Here is a 17,870-nt window from a genome sequence, read left to right on the forward strand (position 1 = left end):
CGGTTCCCGAATGGGAAATATAGGCTTTTTCGGTCCGAATTGCACGTTCTGCCAGATTCAGGCGCCGGCCTTGATCGCTTTCTTCAGCCGCTCGATTGCCATCAGCACGCGTTCTGGCGTTGCCGGGGCGTCGAGGCGCGGGCAGATCTTGTGGTCGGCGACGCTGGCCACTGCGTCCGACAGGGCGTGCAGCACCGCCATGCCATGCGGCAGCGGCGGTTCGCCGACCGCCTTGGAGCGATGGATGGTCGGTTCATAGGCCTGCGACCAGTCAGTCAGCGCCACGTTGAAGATCTTCGGTCGGTCCGACGCCAGCGGGATCTTGTAGGTCGACGGCGCATGCGTGCGCAGCCGGCCCTTGTCGTCCCACCACAATTCCTCGGTGGTCAGCCACCCCATGCCCTGGATGAAGCCGCCCTCGATCTGGCCGAGGTCGATGGCCCGGTTCAGCGAACGGCCGCAATCGTGCAGGATATCGGCGCGCTCGACGACATATTCGCCGGTTAGCGTGTCGACCGACACTTCGGCGCAGGCCGCGCCATAGGCGTAGTAATAAAAGGCGTGGCCCTGGCCCTTGCCGCGGTCCCAGTGGATCTTCGGCGTCTTGTAGAAGCCGGCGGCCGAGAGCTGCACACGCGCAATATAGGCCTGCTTGACCAGATCGTTGAAGCTGACCTCCTGGTTGCCGACGCGCACCCGGTTTGGCAGGAACACCACCTGGTCGACAGGGATCTGGTATGTCTCGGCGGCAAAGTCGGTCAGCCGCTGGCGGATCTGGCGCGCCGCGTTCTGTGCCGCCATGCCATTGAGATCGGCGCCCGAGGACGCCGCCGTCGGCGCGGTGTTGGGCACCTTGGCGGTGGTGGTGGCGGTGATCTTCACGCGGTCGAGGTCGATCTGGAATTCCTCGGCCACGACCTGCGCCACCTTGAGGTGCAGGCCCTGCCCCATTTCGGTTCCGCCATGGTTCATGTGCACCGAGCCGTCGGCATAGACATGCACCAGCGCGCCGGCCTGGTTGGACTCGGTCTTGGTGAAGGAGATGCCAAACTTGACCGGCGTCAGCGCCAGGCCGCGCTTGATGAAGCGGCTGTTGGCGTTGAAGGCCGAAATCTCGCGGCGGCGACGCGCATAGCTGGCGCTCTCCTCCAGTTCCGCCACGATGCGCTGGATGATGCAGTCCTCGACCTTCTGGTGATAGGGCGTGACGTTGCGGCCGCCGATCGCTTCCATCGGATCGTAGAAATTCAGCTTGCGGATCTCGAGCGAATCCTTGCCGACCGAAAAGGCGACCTCGTCGATGACGCGCTCGGCGCCGATCATGCCTTGCGGGCCGCCGAAGCCACGAAAGGCGGTGTTGGAGACGGTGTTGGTAAAGAGCGGCGCCGATTTGGCCAGCACCGCTGGATAGAAATAGGCGTTGTCGCAGTGGAACAGCGCACGATCGCCGACCGGGCCGGACAGGTCGGCGGAAAAGCCGCAGCGCAAAGCGTAGGTGAAGTCGACGCCAAGGATGTTGCCCTCGTCGTCGAAGCCGACCTCGTAGTCGATGGCGAAATCATGCCGCTTACCGGTGGCGGTCATGTCCTCGTCGCGGTCGAGCCGGATCTTGACCGCGCGCTTCAGCCTCTTGGCGGCAATAGCGGCGATCGCGGCGCACTGGTTGGCCTGCGTTTCCTTGCCGCCGAAGCCGCCGCCCATGCGGCGCACCTCCACCGTCACCGCGTTACTCGGCACGCCGAGCGTGTGGGCGACCAGATGCTGCGTCTCGCTCGGCCCCTGGGTCGAACAGTAGACGGTCACCTCGTCGTCCTCGCCGGGGATGGCGAGCGACACCTGGCCTTCGAGGTAGAAATGGTCCTGGCCGCCAAGCCACATGCGGCTCTTGATGCGGCGGGGCGCTGCCTTGATTGCCGCGGCCGCATCGCCGCGCTTCAGGACCAGCGGCGTGGTCACCTGCTTGTCCTTCGTCGGATCAAGGTCCCAGATGTCGATCACGGCGGGAAGCTCGTCATACTCGATCCTGGCCAGGCGCGCGGCGCGCCGGGCTGCCTCGCGCGTTTCGGCAATCACCGCGAAGATGGGCTGGCCGAAGAACTGCACCTTGCCTTCCGCCAGCACCGGATCGTCATGCATGTTGCTGGGCGAGACATCGTTCTCACCCGGCACGTCGGCATAAGTCAGCACGTCGACGACGCCGGGGGCCGCGCGCACCGCCGAGAGATCGACGCTTTTCAGAACGCCATGCGCCACCTTGGACAGGCCAAGGCCGGCATGCAGCGTGCCGGCCGGCTCCGGCATGTCGTCGATATAGACGGCGCCGCCGCTGACATGCTTGTGGGCGGAATCATGCCGCTGGTCGGTAGCGATGCCGCCGACGATCTTCTCGGCCTTGTGGTTTGATGTGGCGTGCTTGTTCATCAGGCAGCCTCGCTGCGCGATACCTGCACCGGCACCTTGGTGCCCGTGGTTTCCACGTAAAAGCGCAACAAAAGGTTTTTTGCAGCCAGAGCTCGATATTCGGCGCTCGCGCGCATGTCGGTGAGCGGCGTGAAGTCCTTGGCGTATTCCGCCATCGCCGCCTCCACCGTCGCTTCGTTCCAGGCCTTGCCGATCAAAGCCTGTTCAACGGCCGCAGCCCGCTTCGGCGTTGCCGCCATGCCGCCATAGGCGATGCGGATGTCGGCCACCGTGCCATCCTTGGCCAGAGCCAGGCAGAAGGCCCCAAGGGTCGCGGTGATGTCCTCGTCGCGGCGCTTGGTGACCTTGTAGACGGCGAATTTCACGTCCTTTGCCGGCACCGGCACATGCAAGGCCTCGACGAACTCGCCTGGCTGGCGGTCCTGCTTGCCATAGGCGATGAAAAAATCCTGCAACGGGATCGTGCGCCGCGTCTTGCCCTTGCGCAAAGTCAACCGTGCGCCGAGTGCGATCAACGGCGGCGGCGTGTCGCCGATCGGCGAGCCGTTGGCGACGTTGCCGCCGATCGTGCCCATGTTGCGAACCTGTTCGCCGCCGATGCGGTCGAACAACGGTCCCAACGCCGGGATGCGTTTCGACAGTGTCGAAAAAGCTTCGGTGTAGGTGACGCCGGCGCCGATCGATATGACACTATCGTCTTCCGTGATGGTGCAAAGCCCCGGCAGATTGCCGATGAAGATCGCCGGCGAGATTTCGCGCATATGCTTGGTCACCCACAGGCCAACGTCGGTCGAACCGGCGACGACGGTGGCGGTGGGTTCTTTTTCGAAGACAGAAGCGAAATCGTCGGCATCGGCCGGCACGACCAGCCGCGTCCTGCCGGAGCCCATCTCGATCCTGGCGCCATCGCGCAACGCCTGCAGCCGTGTCGTGATGTCCCGGCGCTCCGCCGCCAGCGGGTCCTTCGCCGCCTTGCCATAGCTCGAGATGGCGTGCGCGGCACGCATGATCGCCTCGTAACCGGTGCAACGGCAGAGATTGCCTTGCAAGGCTTTTTCGATGGCCGCATCCGATGGGTCCGGTGATTTCATCCACAGGCCATAGAGCGACATAATAAAACCCGGCGTGCAGAAGCCGCATTGCGACCCATGGAAATCGACCATCGCCTGCTGCACAGGATGCAACTGGCCAGACACACCGCGCAGATGCTCGACCGTCACGACATGGGTGCCGTCGAGCGAGCCGAGGAAGCGGATGCAGGCATTGACGCTTTCATAGACCAGTCCGGCGGCCGAAAGCTTGCCGATGAGCACGGTGCAGGCGCCGCAATCGCCCTCGGCACAGCCTTCCTTGGTGCCGCGCAGCGAACGGTCGAGCCGCAGCCAGTCGAGCAAGGTCGCATCGGGCGCCACGGATGACAGCGCGATATCCCTGCCATTCAGAATGAAGCGGATTTCGTTGCGGATGTTGACCTTGGCCATGCCTCAGCTCCCCCTGTAGGTGGAATAGCCGTACGGCGAGATCAGCAATGGTACATGATAATGCACCGCCTCCGCCATGCCGAAGCGGATCGGCACGCTGTCGAGGAAGGCAGGCGCGGGCAGCTTCGTGCCCTGGCCGCGCAGATAGTCGCCAGCCGCGAACACCAGCTCGTATTCGCCGGTGCGGAAGTCGGCGCCCGCCAGCAGCGGCGCGTCGCAGCGGCCGTCGGCATTGGTGACGACCGTCTTCAGAAGCGTGCGGGCGGAACCCTCCAGATGGTAGAGTGCGACCGACAATCCCGCCGCCGGCCTACCGGTCGCGGTATCCAGGACATGGGTCGTCAGACGCCCGCCATCGGCTTTCGACGTTTCTGCCATTGGCCGCCTCCCATTTTCCAATACGAACAAATTGGCCGGTACAATCGAGCACTAACGATGAATTGTGCGCCAATTAAAGGCGATGCATAAGTCCCGGTCGAGCGGAGTGCGACAAAAACACTTTCAAAAATTTTGAGGGGAATGCGAGAAGCACCCTTTCGATATCCTGATCATACTTCCGGTGATGCCGGGCGCGGAGGGACGATGCGTTACACCAGGGACATGCGTGGCTACGGAGCCAATCCGCCGGATCCGAAATGGCCTGGCGGCGCGCATGTCGCCGTGCAGTTCGTCGTCAACTACGAAGAGGGCGGCGAGAACTGCGTGCTCCACGGCGACAAGGCTTCGGAAGCCTTCCTGTCGGAAATCGTCGGTGCGGCGCCCTGGGTGGGCCAGCGCCACTGGAATATGGAATCAATCTACGAATATGGGGCGCGGGCCGGCTTCTGGCGGCTGCTGCGCCTGTTCAGCGAAGAGCAAGTGCCTGTGACCTGCTATGGCGTCGCCACGGCGCTCGCGCGCTCACCCGACCAGGTCACGGCCATGCAGGAGGCCGGCTGGGAAATCGCCTCGCACGGGCTGAAGTGGATCGATTACCGCGACCACGACGCCGAGGACGAGCGCCGCGACCTCGAAGCGGCGATCAAGCTGCACTACGAGGTGACCGGCCAGCGCCCGACCGGCTGGTACACGGGCCGCACATCGGTCAACACGGTGCGGCTGGTGGCCGAAGAAGGCGGCTTCGACTACGTCTCGGACACCTATGACGACGAACTGCCTTACTGGTTCGAGCATGCGGACGGCACGCAGCTCATCATCCCCTACACGCTCGACGCCAACGACATGCGCTTTGCCACGCCGCAGGGTTTCAACTCGGGCGACCAGTTCTTTGCCTATCTCAGGGATAGTTTCGATACACTCTATGCCGAGGGCAAGGCTGGCAGGCCGCGCATGATGAACATCGGCCTGCACTGCCGCCTCGTCGGGCGGCCGGGCCGGGTGGCGGCGCTGAAACGCTTCGTCGATTATGTCAAGTCGCACGACAAGGTCTGGCTGGCGCGGCGCATCGACATCGCCAAGCACTGGCAGGAAAATCACCCCTATCAACCGGCCGCTCTGCGCCCGTCGAAGATGGAATTCGAGACGTTCGTTCACACCTTCGGCGGCGTGTTCGAGCATTCGCCCTGGATTGCCGAACGGGCCTACGAGCTGGAGCTCGGCCCAGCGCACGACACAGCCGGCGGCCTGCACAATGCGCTCTGCCGTATCTTCCGTTCCGCCAGCGAAACCGAGCGGCTCGGCGTGCTCAACGCCCATCCCGACCTCGCCGGCAAGCTGGCCAAAGCCAGGCGGCTGACGGCGGAATCGACCAGGGAACAGGCTTCCGCCGGTCTCGACGCGCTGACCGACAAGGAGCGTGAATTGTTCTCCAAGCTCAACGCCGCCTACGTCACCACCTTCGGCTTTCCCTTCATCATCGCGGTGAAAGGCAAGACAAAGGAGGAAATCCTAGCCGAATTCGAAGCCCGCATCGGCAACGGCCGCGGCGTCGAATTCGAAACCGCTTGCAAGCAGGTCGAGCGCATCGCGCTGCTCCGCCTCAAGGACATGCTTCCACAATAGGTTTGAACCATGGATACGATCAGGATGCCCGAGCGCACCTATTATGCCCCACAGGGCGGCCATTCCGGCCAGAACGAACTTCTGACCGGACGCGCCGTCTTCACCGAGGCCTATGCCGTCATTCCCAAGGGGGTGATGCAGGACATCGTCACCAGCGCCTTGCCGTTCTGGGACAAGACCCGCGTCTGGATCCTGTCGCGGCCGCTGTCCGGCTTCGCCGAGACGTTTTCGCAATACATCGTCGAGGTCGCGCCCGGCGGTGGCAGCGACCGGCCCGAGCCCGATGCCGGCGCCGAGGGCGCCCTGTTCGTGGTCGAGGGCGAACTGACGGTTCTGCTCGACGGCAAGAAGCATAGCTTGAGCCCCGGCGGCTTTGCTTTCCTGCCGCCTGCCAGCGGCTGGACAGTCCGCAACGAAAGCAAGGCGGCTGTCCGCTTCCACTGGATACGCAAGGCATATGAGGCGGTCGACGGTCTCGAGATTCCCAAGGCCTTCTTCACCAAGGAACAGGAGATCGCGCCGACCCCGATGCCGGGCACCGAGGGCCGCTGGGCAACGACGCGGTTCGTCGATCCCGCCGATCTGCGCCACGACATGCACATGACCATCGTCACGCTCGAGCCCGGCGCGGTCATTCCTTTCGCCGAGACACATGTCATGGAACACGGGCTCTATGTGCTCGAAGGCAAGGCGGTCTACCGGCTCAACCAGGACTGGGTCGAAGTCGAGGCCGGCGACTATATGTGGCTGCGCGCCTTCTGCCCGCAGGCCTGCTATGCCGGCGGCCCCGGCAAATTCCGCTATCTGCTCTACAAGGATGTCAACCGGCACGCCAAGCTCGGCGGGGCTGGCATCGCGAAGCGGACGTCATGACCCGCATCGTCGCGCGGCCGCTGACCCGTGAGGCCTTTGCCGAATTCGGCGACGTCATCGACATGGGCGGCGACAATCACTATCCGATCAATGGCGGCAAGGCCGAGCGCTACCACGATCTCGCCACCGCTGAGGCTGCAGGACCTAACGCCCGCGTGCTGATTTCCATGGTACGCGGCACGCCTTACGAGATGCCGCTGAAGCTGACCATGGTGGAGCGCCACCCCTTGGGCAGCCAAGCGTTCATCCCGCTGTCGCCACGTCCGTTCCTGGTCGTCGTCTGCCATGACGGCAAGGAGGGGCCGGGCGAGCCGCATGCCTTCATCACCGCACCGGGGCAAGGCATCAACTATTCCCGCAATCTGTGGCACGGCGTGCTGACGCCCATCGGAGAGCCTCAGGACTTTTTGATCGTCGACCGTGGCGGCGACGGAGCCAATCTCGAGGAATTCCATTTCTCGCACGCCTACGAGATCCATCTCCCCGACGAGAGCTTGTGATGACCGACATTTCGCTGATCGACCGCCTGCTCGACGTGATCGAGCACGACATCGTGCCGAAGACGGCAGAAGGCGTCGCGCACGGCAACAAGCTGTTCGGAGCGGCGATCCTGCGCAAGGACGACCGTTCGCTGGTGCTGGCCGAAACCAACAACGAGATGGAAAACCCGCTCTGGCATGGCGAGGTGCATTGCCTGAAGCGCTTTTACGAAATGCCCAAGGCCGAACGTGTCGACACGAAAGATGCCATCTTCATTGCCACGCATGAACCCTGTTCGCTCTGCCTGTCGGCGATCACCTGGACCGGCTTCGACAATTTCTACTATTTGTTCAGCCACGAGGATTCGCGCGACAGTTTCGCCATCCCGCATGACCTCAAAATCCTGAAAGAGGTCTTCACCCTTGATCCCGGCGGCTACAATGCCGAGAACGCCTATTGGAAAAGTTTTTCGATCCGCAGGCTGGTGAGAGCGCTGCCCGAGGTCGAGCGCCAGCGGCTGGAGGATCGGATCGGCAGGATTTCCGGACGCTATGACGAGCTGTCCGGCGTCTATCAGGCGAACAAGGCCGAAACCGACATTCCGCTGAATTGATAGTATGAAACAGGTAGCGGCACAGGTCGCATATTTCGCTGCTCCAGTCGCGAATGACGATTGAAAGTTCTCGTGCCGCGGAGCGTTATGCCTGCCATGAAAACCATCACCGAATTTCCCCGCAAGGTCGTCGAATTTCCCGACATGGGCATCGTCATGCCCGATGGCTGCCGGCTGTCGGCGCGGGTGTGGATGCCGGAGGATGCGGGCGACGATCCAGTACCTGTCATCCTCGAGCACCTGCCTTACCGCAAGCGCGACGGCACGATCTTTCGCGATCAGCTTACCCATCCCTATTTCGCCGGACACGGTTACGCCTCGATCCGCGTCGACATGCGCGGCAATGGTGATTCCGAAGGGCTGATGGACGACGAATATTCCGAGCAGGAACTGCAGGACGCCTGCGATGTCATTGCCTGGGCGGCGGCGCAGCCCTGGTGCAACGGCAATGTCGGCATGATGGGTATTTCCTGGGGCGGCTTCAATTGCCTGCAGGTGGCGGCCAAACAACCGCCGGCGCTCAAGGCAGTGATCAGCCTGTGCTCGACCGTCGACCGCTATGCCGACGACATCCACTACAAGGGCGGCTGCCTGCTGCTCGAGAATTTCGGCTGGGCCTCGACCATGCTGTCCTATTCGTCGCGGCCACCGGATCCGCTGATTGCCGGCGACGACAAATGGCGCGATCTGTGGCTGAAACGGCTGGAGAACCAGTCGTTCCTTTTGCCGCTGTGGCTCAGCCACCAGCATCGCGACGCCTATTGGAAGCGCGGTTCGATCTGCGAGGATTTTTCCGCTGTTCATGCCGCGGTGCTGTCGATCGGCGGCTGGCACGACGGCTACCGCAACACGATCTCGCACCTCGTCAGCAACATCGAGGCACCGGTCAAGGGTATCGTCGGACCGTGGATCCACAAATACCCGCACTATGCCGGTCCCCAGCCCGCGATCGGCTTCCTGCAGGAAGCGCTGCGGTGGTGGGACCACTGGCTGAAGGGCGCCGAGACCGGCGTCGAGGCCGATCCCGACTACCGCGCCTATGTGATGGACAGCGTGCGTCCCGCCCGCTGGCATCCGGAGCGGCCCGGCCGCTGGATAGCCGAGCAGGAGTGGCCGTCGTCCAGCATAGCGGTCGAAGCGATCGAACTCATTTCCCCTGATGCAGGGCCTTCAACCGTCGCTTCGCCGCAGACCTGCGGGCTTGCCGGCGGCGAATACTTTCCGTTCACCTTCGGACCGGAATTGCCGGGTGATCAGCGCCCTGACGATGGGCTGTCGGCATGTTTCGACCAGCCTGAGCTCACCAAGCCGATCGAGATCGTCGGCGCGCCAGAGCTTGAGGTCCTGCTTGCCTCCGATCGGCCCCAGGCCAACATCGCGGTCCGGCTTTGCGACGTGCATCCCGACGGCGCCTCGGAACTTATCTCCTATGGCGTCCTCAATCTGACGCACCGCAACTCGCATGAATTCCCCGAAGCACTGGTCCCCGGGGAGACGGTTTCGGCGCGTGTCGTGCTCGATCAATGCGCCTACCGCGTGCCGGCCGGCCACCGTCTGCGCGTCGCCGTTTCCACCGCCTACTGGCCAATGATCTGGCCTTCGCCGGAACCGGCACGACTGACCTTGTCGGACGCCACGCTATCGGTGCCCTTGCGCCTGCTGGCAACAGGCGACGAAGCCGTTTTCGCCGAGCCGGAAGGTGCCGCGCCCTGGGCGACCGAGACGATCCGTCCCGCCAATTCCGAACGCCATGTCGACCGCGACGAAAAGGCGGGAATCGTCACGCTTTCCATTGCCGATGATTTCGGCGAAGTGCGCGATCTCGACCACGGCCTGGTCAACGGCAGCATCGCCCGCGAAACCTGGACTATCCATCCCGACGATCCTCTGTCAGCCTCTGGGAAAACACACTGGACGCAGACCCTGTCGCGAAATGGATGGTCGGTCCGTACCGAGACGTGGGCCCAGATGCGGTCGGACGCGCAAAACTTCATCGTCAGCGCCAGAATCGAGGCCTACGAAGGCGAAACCCTCGTCTTCGCGCGCGATTTCGACGAAAAGGTCCCGCGCGCGCTGGTTTGAGCGCTGAAGCCGTTGGTCCAAATGCGACGTGCGATTTACGCCACGGCATGTCGCATTCGGTCTTGCTTACCGCTTTCCCTTGCGGTCATTATTCCCTTTAACAAGAAGCAAGAAAATCGACCGCAGAGTCGAACCAACAGAGTGAGGAACTCAAATGTCAAATGAACTGGAATTCCTTAGCCGGCGGGTTGCGTCTGGCAAACTGAGCCGTCGTGATTTTCTCGGTCGGGCCGCAGCGCTCGGCATCGCCGCGCCCTTCGCCAACGCGCTGCTTTCGAGCGCGGCGCGCGCGGCGGGTCCGGTCAAGGGCGGTACGCTGAAGGCCGGCCTGGTCGGCGGTGAATCCACCAACAGCCTCGACCCGGCGCTGATGATGACGCAGGTGCCGTTCGCTTTCGGCAAGTGCTGGGGCGAAATGATCGTCGAGCTGTCGCCGGAAGGCAAGCTCGAGAACCGCATCGCCGAAGAGATCGGCTCCTCGGACGATGCGAAGACCTGGACGCTGAAGATCCGCGACGGCGTCGAATTCCACAACGGCAAGACGGTGACCGCCGAAGACGTCGCCGCCACGCTCGAGCGCCATTCGGACGAGAAGTCGAAATCCGGCGCGCTCGGCTATATGAAGGGCATCGAGACCATCAAGGCCAGCGGCAAGGAAGTGGTGCTGACGCTGAAGGAGGCTAACGCCGATCTTCCCTACCTGCTCAGCGACTATCACCTGATCGTCCAGCCCAATGGCGGCAAGGACAAGCCCGATGCCGGCATCTCGGCCGGCCCATACGTGGTCAAGACCAACGAGCCCGGCGTGCGCCATGGCGGCGAGCGCTTCGCCAATTACTGGCAAGGCGACAAGATGGGCCATGCCGACCAGATCGAGGTCATCGTCATCAACGACGCGACGGCCCGCACGGCGGCACTGCAGGGCGGCCAGGTCAACATGATCAACCGCGTCGAGCCGAAGATCGTCGACCTGATCAAGCGCGTGCCGGGCGTCACCATCCGTAACCACGCGGGCCCCGGCCACTACGTGTTCATCATGCATTGCAACACGGCGCCGTTCGACAACAACGACCTCAGGATGGCGCTGAAGCTGGCGATCGACCGCGAGGAGATGCTGACCAAGGTGCTGCGCGGTTACGGCTCGCTCGGCAACGACTTCCCGATCAACGCGTCCTATCCGCTGTTCAGCGAGATCGAGCAGCGCAAGTATGATCCCGACAAGGCCAAGTTCCACTACAAGAAATCTGGCCATGACGGTACCGTGCTGCTCAGGACCTCGGACGTCGCCTTCCCGGGCGCTGTCGATGCGTCCCAGCTCTTCCAGCAGAGCGCGGCCAAGGCTGGCATCAAGATCGAGCTCAAGCGCGAGCCCGGCGACGGTTACTGGAACGAAGTCTGGAACAAGCAGCCCTTCTGCGCTTCCTATTGGGGCGGCCGCTCGACGCAGGACCAGATGTACTCGACCGCCTATCTGTCGACCGCCGACTGGAACGACACGCGTTTCAAGCGCCCGGATTTCGACAAGATGGTGCTGGCGGCGCGTGCCGAACTCGATGAGGCCAAGCGCAAGCAGATGTACCACGACATGGCTGTCATGGTGCGCGACGAAGGCGGCCTGATCCTGCCGATGTTCAACCAGTTCATCGACGCCACCGGCGCCAAGGTCGATGGCTGGGTGGACGACCCGCATCAGGAGCTGATGAACGGCTACGCCCTGGCGAAGTGCTGGCTGCAGGCCTGAGTCCGGCTTTGCAGAGATGTCTTCACCCATCCTGAAACTAATTGCCCAGCGCATTGCGCTGGGCATCCTGCTTCTGTTGGCCATCTCGGTCCTGATCTTCGCCGGCACGCAGATCCTGCCCGGCGACGTCGCGCAAGCCATTTTGGGACAATCGGCGACACCGGAGTCGCTGGCCAATCTGCGCGAGCAGCTTGGGCTGAACGATCCGGCCTATGTCAGGTATTTCCATTGGCTCGGCGGCGTCTTGACCGGCGACCTCGGCACTGCGATGTCGAGCGGGCAGGATATCGCGACCTCGATCAAGTCGCGCTTGTGGAACACTCTGTTCCTCGCCTTCTGGGCGGCGATCGTGGCCGTACCGCTGGCCATCATTCTCGGACTGATCGCGGTGCGCTACCGCAATGGCTGGGTCGACAAGCTGATCTCCGGCCTGGCGCTCGCCTCGACCTCTTTCCCAGAATTCTTCATCGGCTATGTGCTGGTCTATTTCTTCGCCGTGAAGTGGCAGATCTTTCCCGGCATCTCGACCGTCTATGAGGGCATGCCGTTCGGTGAGCGGATGCAGGCGATCGCGCTGCCGGCGACGGCGCTGACGCTGGTGGTGCTCGCCCACATGATGCGCATGACGCGAGCGGCGATCCTCAATGTCATGCAGTCGGCCTATGTCGAGACCGCGGAACTGAAAGGCCTGTCAGCGTTCAACGTCATCCGCAAGCACGCCTTCCCGAATGCCATCGCGCCGATCATCAACGTCGTCATGCTCAACCTCGCTTATCTCATCGTCGGCGTCGTCGTGGTCGAGGTGATTTTCGTCTATCCCGGCATGGGACAATATCTCGTCGATCACGTGACCAAGCGTGACGTGCCGGTGGTACAGGCCGTCGGCCTGATCTTCGCCGCCGTCTACATCAGTCTCAACATCATCGCGGACATAGCGGCGATCGTCGCCAATCCGCGTCTGCGACATCCGAAATAGGGGGCGGGCATGCTCGATATCAAACGCATCCCCATCCCCGCGTTGATCGGCATTATCCTGACGGCACTATTCGTGCTGGCGGCGATCTTCGCGCCATGGATTTCGCCGCATGACAACGCCGAAATTGTCGGCGATGTCTGGGAGCCGATGTCGGCGGCGCATTGGCTGGGCACCGACAATCTCGGCCGCGATTTGCTGTCCCGGATGATCTATGGCGCCCGCATCACCTTGTTTATCGCGGTGCTGGCCACCGCGCTGTCGTTCTCGCTCGGCGCCATACTTGGCTTTTCGGCCGCGGTGTTCGGCGGCTGGTTCGACACGATCCTGTCGCGCCTCGTCGACCTCCTGATGTCGATCCCGACACTGATCATGGGCCTGGTGGTGCTCTCTGTGCTGCCAACCAACCTGGTGACGCTGATCCTGGTGATGGGCATTCTCGACTCGACGCGCGTCTACCGTTTGTCCCGCGCGGTCGCCGTCGACATCAACGTCATGGACTATGTCGAAGCCGCCAAGCTGCGCGGCGAGGGCAGCGTCTGGATCATCTTCCGTGAAATCCTGCCCAACGCGTTGTCGCCGCTGATCTCCGAGCTCGGCCTGCGCTTCATTTACGCGGTGCTGTTCCTGTCGACGCTTTCCTTTCTCGGCCTTGGCGTGCAGCCGCCGGACGCCGACTGGGGCGGCATGGTGAAGGAGAACAAGGACGGCATCGTGTTCGGCATAGGCGCAGCGCTCATTCCCGCGGCCGCGATCGCGGCGCTGGCGATCTCGGTCAATCTTGTCGCCGACTGGGTGCTGAACCGCACGACAAGCCTGAAGGGAGGACGCGGGTGATGGCTGACGTCAAGGCAAAGTCCACCCCTCTGCTCGACATCCGCAATTTGCGCATCGAGGCGACGGTCTATCCGCCCGGTGAGGCGCCGAAGACCATCACGCTGGTCCACGATGTCTCGCTGACACTGGAGAAGGGCAAGGTGCTCGGCCTGATCGGCGAATCCGGTGCCGGCAAGTCGACCATCGGCCTGTCATCCATGGGCTATGGCCGTGGCGGCGTGCGCATCACCGGCGGCGAGGTGCTCCTCAACGGCCGCGACATCCTCAAGGGCGGCAAGGAGGACTTTCGCAAGCTGCGCGGCCGCGAGGTCTGCTATGTCGCGCAGTCGGCGGCGGCCGCTTTCAATCCCGCGCACAGGCTGATGGACCAGGTGGTGGAAGCCACGCTGCTGCACGGAACGGCGACACGAGCGGAGGCCGAGAAGCGCGCTGTCGCATTGTTCAAGAAGCTCAGCCTGCCCAACCCGGAAGCCATCGGCGAACGCTTTCCGCACCAGGTTTCGGGCGGCCAGCTGCAGCGTGTGATGACGGCGATGGCGCTGTGCTCGGAGCCTGACCTGATCGTCTTCGACGAGCCGACCACGGCGCTCGATGTGACGACGCAGATCGACGTGCTGGCGGCGATCAAGGATGCTATCCGCGACACCCATGTGGCGGCGCTCTACATCACGCACGACCTGGCCGTCGTCGCCCAGGTTTCGGACGAGATCATGGTGCTGCGTCACGGCCGGCTGGTCGAATGGGGCGGCACCCGCCAGATCATCAAGGAACCGCGGCAGGAATACACCAATGCGCTGGTTTCGGTGCACGAGATCGAACATGCCGAGCAAAAACCCGGCACCACGCCGTTCCTGTCGGTCAAGAACGTGACCGCCGCCTATGGTGGCGGCCACGTCAAGGTGCTGAAGAACGTCTCGGTCGACATCTACCCCGGCCAGACGCTGGCCGTGGTTGGCGAATCCGGCTCCGGAAAATCGACGCTGGCGCGCGCCATAACCGGACTTTTGCCGCCCGAGCAAGGCACCGTTACATTCGACGGGCGCCCCTTGGCCAACCGGCTCGCCGACCGACCGAAGGAGGACCTGCGCCAGCTGCAGATGATCTATCAGATGGCCGACGTGGCGATGAACCCGCGCCAGACCGTCGGCACCATCATCGGGCGGCCGCTCGAATTCTATTTCGGCATGCGCGGCAGGCAGCGCGATGCCCGCGTCGCCGAACTGCTCGACAAGATCGAAATGGGCAAGGGCTTTGTCGACCGCTACCCGGCCGAGCTCTCCGGCGGCCAGAAGCAGCGTGTCTGCATCGCCCGCTCGCTCGCGGCAAAGCCCAAGCTGATCATCTGCGACGAAGTGACATCCGCGCTTGATCCGCTGGTGGCCAACGGCATCCTCAAGTTGCTGCTCGAACTGCAGAAGGAGGAAAACGCAGCCTATCTGTTCATCACCCACGACCTCGCGACGGTGAAGTCGATCGCCGATTCGATCGCGGTGATGTATCGCGGCGAAGTGGTGCGCTACGGTTCCAAGAGCAAGGTGCTCACACCGCCCTTCGATGCCTATACCGACCTGTTGTTGTCGTCCGTTCCGGAAATGGAGATCGGCTGGCTGGAAAAGGCGATCAAGGGGCGGCGCATGGCCAGCGCCGGGAACTAGCCAGCCAGCAGTCCGCCAGCCAAGGAGATGGCGGCCGTCATCCGCATGCAACACTAGGGCGCCACACGTCTTCGGACGGGGCGCCGCTGGTGTGACGTTGTTTTCAACAAGGGGGTAGGACATGAAGACCGAACTCGACCATCTCGCTGAACTCGCCGGCCAGGGCCGGATATCGCGTCGCGAGTTTCTTGGCCGCACGGCGGCGCTGGGTGTGTCGGCGGCACTAGCAACGACATTGGCCGGGAAAGCCTTCGCGCAGAGCCCGGTCAAGGGCGGCATCCTCAAGGCCGGCCTGCAGGGCGGTGAATCGACCAACAGCCTCGATCCGGCACTGAACCTAAGCCAGGTTACTTACAATTTCGGCAAGCAGTGGGGCGAGTTCCTTGTCCGCCTGACACCGGAAGGTGGCGTCGAGAACCGGATCGCGCAGGAGATCGGCGCCTCGGCGGACGCCAAGACCTGGACCATAAAAGTGCGCGACGGCATCGAATTCCACAATGGCAAGACCGTGACCGCGGAGGATATTGCTGCCACGCTCGAGCGCCATGCCGACGAGAAGTCGAAGTCGGGTGCGCTGGGCGTGCTGAAGAACATCAAGACGATCAAGCCGGCTGGCAAGGAAGTGGTCGTCACGCTCGGCGATGCGGATGCCGACTTCCCCTATCTGATGGCCGACTACCACCTCGTCATCCAGCCGAATGGCGGCAAGGACAACCCCAATGCCGGCATCAGCGCCGGTCCCTACAAGGTGACCGTGAACCAGCCGGGCGTGCGCCATGGCGGCGAGCGCTTCGCCAATTACTGGCGCGGCGACAAGGCCGGCCACGCCGACCAGATCGAGATCGTCGTCATCAACGATGCCACGGCGCGGCTTGCCGCGTTGCAGGGGGGCCAGGTTCACCTGATCAACAGGGTCGAGCCGAAAGTGGTCGATCTGGTCAAGCGCATCGCGGGCGTCACCATCGAGAACGTGTCGGGGCGCGGCTACTACCCGTTCAACATGTTCTGCGACACGGCCCCCTTCGATAACAACGACCTGCGTATGGCGCTGAAGCTTGCCATGGACCGCGACGAGTTGTTGGAAAAGATCCTGCGCGGCTACGGTTCGGTCGGCAACGACTTCCCAATCAACGAAGCCTATCCGCTGTTTTCCACCGACATCGAGCAACGCAAGTTCGATCCGGAAAAAGCCGCGGCCGCCTACAAGAAGTCGGGCCATAGCGGCTCCATCCTGCTGCGCACATCGGATGTCGCCTTCCCCGGCGCCGTCGATGCCGCCCAGCTCTATCAGCAGAGCGCGGCCAAGGCCGGCATCAAGATCGAGATCAAACGCGAGCCCGGCGACGGTTACTGGTCCGAAGTCTGGAACAAGCAGCCCTTCTCGCTCTCCTACTGGGGCGGGCGCCCGACGCAGGACCAGATGTATTCCACGGGCTACGTCTCGACCGCCGACTGGAACGACACGCGCTTCAAACGGCCGGAATTCGACAAGATGCTGTTCACGGCCCGTGCCGAGCTCGACCAGGCCAAACGCAAGGCGATCTACCACGACATGGCCATGCTGATGCGCGACGAAGGCGGGTTGATCGTGCCCTTCTTCAACCAGTTCATCGACGCCGCCGCCACCAACAAAATAAGCGGCTTCGTCAAGAACCCGAACGGCGAAATGATGGACGGCTACGCGCTGGGCGAATGCTGGCTGAACGCCTGACATCCGACTCATATTGAAAAGCGCCGCGTGTCCGAACGACACGCGGCGCACTCGTTTCGACAGACAATCGCATGGAGCAGCCCGTGGCGCTCAAGACCAAGCTTCTGCTGATCATCCTCGATGGCGTTCCCTACCGGAACTGGCGCCGGCTGATGGGCAATCTCGAAGGCTGGGTGCAGTCGGGCGAGGCACGGGTGTGGAAGATGCGCTCCGTGCTGCCGTCGACCTCGGCCTGCTGCTATGCCTCGATCCACACCGGCGTGTCGCCGCAGGTGCACGGCATCCTGTCCAACGAGAACCGCTTTCGCGTCGGGCAGCCCGACATCTTCTCGGAAGTCAGCAAAGCCGGCGGCAAGACCGGCGCGGTCACCCATTCCTACTGGTCCGAATTCTTCCGCTCCTACCCGTTCGACCTCGTCGAGGACATGGAATATGACGAGCCCGGCGGGCCGATCACGCATGGCCGCTTCCACACCATGACCGGCTATAATCTCAAGAACCAGATGACGCCGAGCGATGTCGACCTGTTCGCGACGCTGACCATGCTCACCCGGCGCCACGGCATCGACTATGGTGTCCTGCACACCTGCACGCTGGACTCGATGGGCCACCGTTTCGGCCATGACTGCCACGAGATGGACCATGCCTGCTACGCCATGGACGGCATGCTGGCGGCCTTCCTGCCGGGCTGGATCGAGGCCGGCTACGAGGTCATCGTCACCGCCGACCACGGCCAGACCGACCGCGGCCACCATGGCGGTCATGACGACGAGATGCAGGATTTCGCGCTGTATTATTTCGGACAGGGCGAAGGGCCGGAAGCCGATACGCTGCTCGACCAGTTGCAACTGGCGCCAACGGTTCTGAGCCGGCTTGGCGTGCCGGTGCCGGCGACGATGAAGGTGAAGGCTTTTCTCTCCTGATCGAGTGGCTGGCACCGCCCCTCATCCGCCTGCCGGCACCTTCTCCCCGTAGACGGCGAGAAGGGATGCTCTGGCAACC

The 17,870-nt window shown here is 63.1% G+C and carries 14 protein-coding genes; 11 read left to right on the forward strand and 3 right to left on the reverse strand.

All coding sequences use genetic code 11. The annotated features are described in order from the left end of the window. Window positions 1-57: 57 nt before the first annotated feature. From xdhB to uraH, 3 genes are read right to left on the reverse strand one after another with little or no spacing between them, the layout of a single operon-like run. Complete coding sequence (gene xdhB, locus O7A70_RS20585) at window positions 58-2,421, reverse strand: xanthine dehydrogenase molybdopterin binding subunit (protein ID WP_337142019.1); 2,364 nt, start codon at window positions 2,419-2,421, stop codon at window positions 58-60. Further along, window positions 2,421-3,902 carry a xanthine dehydrogenase small subunit gene (xdhA, locus tag O7A70_RS20590; protein WP_337142020.1) on the reverse strand — a complete coding sequence of 494 codons (1,482 nt, stop codon included), beginning with the start codon at window positions 3,900-3,902 and terminating at the stop codon, window positions 2,421-2,423. The genes xdhB and xdhA overlap by 1 nt, the downstream gene beginning before the upstream one ends. Before the next feature lie 3 nt (window positions 3,903-3,905). After that, complete coding sequence (gene uraH, locus O7A70_RS20595; protein ID WP_027142780.1) at window positions 3,906-4,280, reverse strand: hydroxyisourate hydrolase; 375 nt, start codon at window positions 4,278-4,280, stop codon at window positions 3,906-3,908. A 204-nt stretch (window positions 4,281-4,484) separates the two neighbouring features. Between uraH and puuE the strand changes: the two genes are divergently transcribed. From puuE to O7A70_RS20650, 11 genes are all read left to right on the forward strand, one after another. Next, the gene (gene puuE / locus O7A70_RS20600; RefSeq protein ID WP_337142021.1) at window positions 4,485-5,903 is read left to right on the forward strand and encodes an allantoinase PuuE; all 1,419 of its coding nucleotides are present in this window, start codon (window positions 4,485-4,487) and stop codon (window positions 5,901-5,903) included. Window positions 5,904-5,912: 9 nt separating this feature from the next. Continuing rightward, window positions 5,913-6,776: a bifunctional allantoicase/(S)-ureidoglycine aminohydrolase gene (locus O7A70_RS20605; protein ID WP_337142022.1), complete on the forward strand. Its 864-nt coding sequence runs from the start codon at window positions 5,913-5,915 to the stop codon at window positions 6,774-6,776. Continuing rightward, window positions 6,773-7,276: an ureidoglycolate lyase gene (locus O7A70_RS20610; protein ID WP_337142023.1), complete on the forward strand. Its 504-nt coding sequence runs from the start codon at window positions 6,773-6,775 to the stop codon at window positions 7,274-7,276. Before O7A70_RS20605 ends, O7A70_RS20610 begins: the two co-directional genes overlap by 4 nt. Then, window positions 7,276-7,869 (forward strand): nucleoside deaminase, encoded by a 594-nt coding sequence (locus tag O7A70_RS20615; RefSeq protein WP_337142024.1) that lies wholly within the window; start codon window positions 7,276-7,278, stop codon window positions 7,867-7,869. The genes O7A70_RS20610 and O7A70_RS20615 overlap by 1 nt, the downstream gene beginning before the upstream one ends. Window positions 7,870-7,965: 96 nt before the next feature. After that, window positions 7,966-9,951, forward strand: coding sequence for a CocE/NonD family hydrolase (locus tag O7A70_RS20620; protein ID WP_337142025.1), 1,986 nt, complete (start codon window positions 7,966-7,968; stop codon window positions 9,949-9,951). Window positions 9,952-10,105: 154 nt separating this feature from the next. Continuing rightward, the gene (locus tag O7A70_RS20625) at window positions 10,106-11,692 is read left to right on the forward strand and encodes an ABC transporter substrate-binding protein (protein ID WP_337142026.1); all 1,587 of its coding nucleotides are present in this window, start codon (window positions 10,106-10,108) and stop codon (window positions 11,690-11,692) included. Between the two features lie 16 nt (window positions 11,693-11,708). Beyond that, the gene (locus O7A70_RS20630; RefSeq protein WP_015314326.1) at window positions 11,709-12,668 is read left to right on the forward strand and encodes an ABC transporter permease; all 960 of its coding nucleotides are present in this window, start codon (window positions 11,709-11,711) and stop codon (window positions 12,666-12,668) included. Between the two features lie 9 nt (window positions 12,669-12,677). Beyond that, a complete protein-coding gene (locus tag O7A70_RS20635; RefSeq protein WP_027142770.1) occupies window positions 12,678-13,502 on the forward strand; it encodes an ABC transporter permease in 825 nt (274 codons plus the stop codon). Next, window positions 13,502-15,157: an ABC transporter ATP-binding protein gene (locus O7A70_RS20640; RefSeq protein ID WP_337142027.1), complete on the forward strand. Its 1,656-nt coding sequence runs from the start codon at window positions 13,502-13,504 to the stop codon at window positions 15,155-15,157. Before O7A70_RS20635 ends, O7A70_RS20640 begins: the two co-directional genes overlap by 1 nt. A gap of 121 nt (window positions 15,158-15,278) precedes the next feature. After that, window positions 15,279-16,868 carry an ABC transporter substrate-binding protein gene (locus O7A70_RS20645; RefSeq protein WP_337142028.1) on the forward strand — a complete coding sequence of 530 codons (1,590 nt, stop codon included), beginning with the start codon at window positions 15,279-15,281 and terminating at the stop codon, window positions 16,866-16,868. A gap of 83 nt (window positions 16,869-16,951) precedes the next feature. Further along, entirely contained in the window at window positions 16,952-17,791 is an 840-nt protein-coding gene (locus O7A70_RS20650; protein ID WP_337142029.1) for an alkaline phosphatase family protein, read from the forward strand. Window positions 17,792-17,870 lie beyond the last annotated feature (79 nt).

It is taken from the genome of Mesorhizobium sp. Cs1299R1N1 (assembly GCF_037179655.1).
Classification (GTDB): Bacteria; Pseudomonadota; Alphaproteobacteria; order Rhizobiales; family Rhizobiaceae; genus Mesorhizobium; species Mesorhizobium salmacidum.

Excerpts from the sequence above, each read along its gene's own strand:
- xdhB (WP_337142019.1), bottom strand. The coding sequence starts at position 2,421 with ATGAACAAGCACGCCACATCAAACCACAAGGCCGAGAAGATCGTCGGC.
- xdhA (WP_337142020.1), bottom strand. The coding sequence starts at position 3,902 with ATGGCCAAGGTCAACATCCGCAACGAAATCCGCTTCATTCTGAATGGC.
- uraH (WP_027142780.1), bottom strand. The coding sequence starts at position 4,280 with ATGGCAGAAACGTCGAAAGCCGATGGCGGGCGTCTGACGACCCATGTC.
- puuE (WP_337142021.1), top strand. The coding sequence starts at position 4,485 with ATGCGTTACACCAGGGACATGCGTGGCTACGGAGCCAATCCGCCGGAT.
- O7A70_RS20605 (WP_337142022.1), top strand. The coding sequence starts at position 5,913 with ATGGATACGATCAGGATGCCCGAGCGCACCTATTATGCCCCACAGGGC.
- O7A70_RS20610 (WP_337142023.1), top strand. The coding sequence starts at position 6,773 with ATGACCCGCATCGTCGCGCGGCCGCTGACCCGTGAGGCCTTTGCCGAA.
- O7A70_RS20615 (WP_337142024.1), top strand. The coding sequence starts at position 7,276 with ATGACCGACATTTCGCTGATCGACCGCCTGCTCGACGTGATCGAGCAC.
- O7A70_RS20620 (WP_337142025.1), top strand. The coding sequence starts at position 7,966 with ATGAAAACCATCACCGAATTTCCCCGCAAGGTCGTCGAATTTCCCGAC.
- O7A70_RS20625 (WP_337142026.1), top strand. The coding sequence starts at position 10,106 with ATGTCAAATGAACTGGAATTCCTTAGCCGGCGGGTTGCGTCTGGCAAA.
- O7A70_RS20630 (WP_015314326.1), top strand. The coding sequence starts at position 11,709 with ATGTCTTCACCCATCCTGAAACTAATTGCCCAGCGCATTGCGCTGGGC.
- O7A70_RS20635 (WP_027142770.1), top strand. The coding sequence starts at position 12,678 with ATGCTCGATATCAAACGCATCCCCATCCCCGCGTTGATCGGCATTATC.
- O7A70_RS20640 (WP_337142027.1), top strand. The coding sequence starts at position 13,502 with ATGGCTGACGTCAAGGCAAAGTCCACCCCTCTGCTCGACATCCGCAAT.
- O7A70_RS20645 (WP_337142028.1), top strand. The coding sequence starts at position 15,279 with ATGAAGACCGAACTCGACCATCTCGCTGAACTCGCCGGCCAGGGCCGG.